Source organism: Dyadobacter sp. (genome assembly GCF_051859145.1).
Lineage (GTDB): Bacteria > Bacteroidota > Bacteroidia > Cytophagales > Spirosomataceae > Dyadobacter.
This window is the reverse complement of sequence record NZ_JBHYGF010000471.1, coordinates 1-2,785: the sequence shown is the minus strand read 5'-3', so window position 1 is coordinate 2,785 and position 2,785 is coordinate 1. Positions and strand designations below refer to the sequence as shown.

Sequence of the window (2,785 nt, the reverse complement as noted above, 5' to 3'; positions counted from 1 at the left end):
CTTTTTGGCTCATCAATATACTGCGGCGCATACTTTCCGTAGCTACCGCAAACTACTTTGGCAGTAAATGCACCTTTCGTTGTTTGCAGAAAATAAGCTTTCGCCCCTGGTTTTACATCGTTCACCCTGCATTCTTCCAAGATTACCACACCAAGGCTCTGCGCGCGCAGACTCAGTTCATAATCCAGTGTAAACCGGCTGATACCAAAACCGCCCGATTTTAGATTTTGGTTGAGCATAAAACCACTTTCGGAACTGATCCCAAGTTTGCTGATCACCGGTATCCCGGTCTTTTCAAATGGGAACCCCAGCTTGTGCAGGAATCCATAGCTTTCCATTGAAATATACTCCCCGCAAACTTTGTGGAAAGGGTAGCGACCTTTTTCAAAAACAATGACAGACCGCTCCTGCTCGGCCAACTGGATCGCAAGACAAAGTCCCGAGAGTCCGCCGCCGATGATGGCGCATTCGTATTGTTCAGTCTGCATTTCCATAAACAATCACCTCGTGCCTGAATGCCCATTTGTTGCGCACCGAATATCGCCCGGCACCCGCTTCGCGCAGGATAGCGAGCCACTCGCGCTTCTTGAAACCTCGCAGTACAGAAAGTGGCGCATCGTGTTTGACGAGGTATGATTTTGAAAAAAGACGGGTAAGAAACTGGATCGAATAATACGCCAATGCATTCCTTTCCAGATCGTTGATGATCAGAATTACCTTGTGCTTCAATGCAAATGAAACCAGGTCCACCAGCTCGTTGTCGGTAAGATGGTGACAGAAAAGGCAGGCATGAATGATATCTGCATTTTCAACGTGATGAAACATTTCGCGGTAATCATCGCAGATCAGGTCAATTTTCAAATCACCTATATTTTGCTTCGCGTAATCGATGCAAACGGGCTTGATATCGATACCACAGAGTTCCAGCTCGTATCCCGCTTTTTTGTTCCAGCTTGCTATTCTCTTCAAGGTATCCCCTCCTCCGCAGCCGATATCAACCAGCGTATAAGATCTGTTTCTGCTCAATACTTTTTTCATTGCTGAAAACGAGATATCGTAACCTCCCAGCCAGTGGTTAATGAAATCAAGCTCGCGAAGATTCCGGAAAAGAGCAGCTGGCGGGATATTATCTTCGTCCAGCAACTCCTTACGTGGGCTCCTGTACTTAAACATACCGCAGTTGCATCGTCTCAATACTCAGACCGGGACCAAACGCCGCGCCGAAGATCCGGTCACCCTGATGTTCTGGCTTCGCTTTTTCCAAAACTTCTTTCAGCACAAAAAGCACGGTTGGAGAAGACATATTTCCATAATCCTTTAACACCTGGTAAGTGGGCGCGAGCAGACATTTATCCAGATCGAGTGCCAAGGCAAAATCATCCACAATGCGCTTACCGCCCGGATGCACAGCCCAGTGTTTATACTCATCTGCTTGCAATCCAATCGACTGCAGCATCGGTTTGATATTCTTGCTGATCAGATCAGGCACGTAGGATGTGAGCTTCATAATAAAACCCGTCTCGGAAAGCTGCCACGCCATATCAGAATAACCATTATGCAATATCATCGAGTTAAAAGATTTGATCTTAACCTGATGGGCAAAGTCGCCGGAAGGCTGGGAAGTAACTAATGCAGCAACTGCACCGTCACCAAAAAGCAGATTGGACAAGAGGTAATCTTCATTGTATTGCCTCTGAAAGTGGATGGTGCAAAGCTCGGTACAAACAACCAACACAGTAGCAGCCGGGTTACTTTTGCAAATGGCGTCTGCATTTTTCAATGCGATGATAGCTGCATTGCAACCCATAAAGTTGACGCTGCTGCGCTGTACGGAGGGATTCAGGTCCAGTTCCCGCATCAGCTCCACATCCAGTCCGGGCGCGAAAAGGCCGGTACAGGTGACTGTGATCAAATGTGTAATGTTATGCTTGATATTTTCGAAATTCCTGATCTTGTCTATAGCTTTTCTGGACAGTCTGGTAGCGTGCTGCTGGTACAGTTGCATTCGTTGACTAAGTCCGGGTTCCGGCAGCAGGTTGCGGGTTTTGTTGAAGAACTCAAATTCGGCAGGTTCCTTATCAAAGTCACTTATAACAGAATACCTCGTTTCAATCCCCGTTTTCCCGGCAACAATTTTGATCTTCCGCTGCGTAGTCAGGTCATCGGTTGATCCTGAGTAAAATGATGTGAGTGTTTCCTGGGAATAACGATGATCGGGAACGGCTGTCTCAATTGCTGATAGATAACTCAAGGGAATTCTGTTAATGATAATTAAAACTACGAAACAACTGTTCATGCAAATGGCCGCAATCCAGTTCATACGCATGGTATTCCGGAAATTGGCTTCGCTATGGTCTTTTTTTACCTTATAAAACCAGGTTGCGAAATAGATTACAATGGGAGCGAAAAACACCTGAATAATGAAAAAAATCATTCCCAGATCCAGCGCTGCGAAATACAGATAGTAGAACAGATTACACAGCAGGAACATTACTGCTGTGAACGCGAAAGTTCCTAAATAGCCCAGCTTGTAGCTCAATGTAATTACACCGTCTTTCAGATCCTGCTGATGTTGGTATATCTGCGTCAGCGGATAAGCGCCCGCAATCTGAAACGAGCAGCCCAACAGTACAAAGCAATTTGCCCGGGTCAGTTCAAGCGCCTGTCCCGAAATGCCGGCGATTGACATATAATACGTAAATGCACCCTGGAAAAATACCACGGTCAGAAAACCTGCTACCGGATATTTTTTGAGCCTGATTAAAGGTGAACTGTAAGCCCGGGA

General features: G+C 46.2%; 3 protein-coding genes. All 3 read right to left on the bottom strand.

Going from position 1 to position 2,785, the window contains the following annotated elements; genetic code table 11:
• The coding region (locus tag ACTIE6_RS22180) for an NAD(P)/FAD-dependent oxidoreductase (RefSeq protein WP_439558712.1) at positions 1 to 488 on the bottom strand (488 nt) is incomplete at its 3' end.
• Complete coding sequence (locus ACTIE6_RS22175; RefSeq protein WP_439558711.1) at positions 478 to 1,173, bottom strand: methyltransferase domain-containing protein; 696 nt, start codon at positions 1,171 to 1,173, stop codon at positions 478 to 480. The genes ACTIE6_RS22180 and ACTIE6_RS22175, both read right to left, overlap by 11 nt.
• A partial coding sequence (locus ACTIE6_RS22170) for a type III polyketide synthase (protein ID WP_439558710.1) occupies positions 1,166 to 2,785 on the bottom strand: 1,620 nt, incomplete at its 5' end. The genes ACTIE6_RS22175 and ACTIE6_RS22170, both read right to left, overlap by 8 nt.

Excerpts from the sequence above, each read along its gene's own strand:
- ACTIE6_RS22175 (WP_439558711.1), bottom strand. The coding sequence starts at position 1,173 with ATGTTTAAGTACAGGAGCCCACGTAAGGAGTTGCTGGACGAAGATAAT.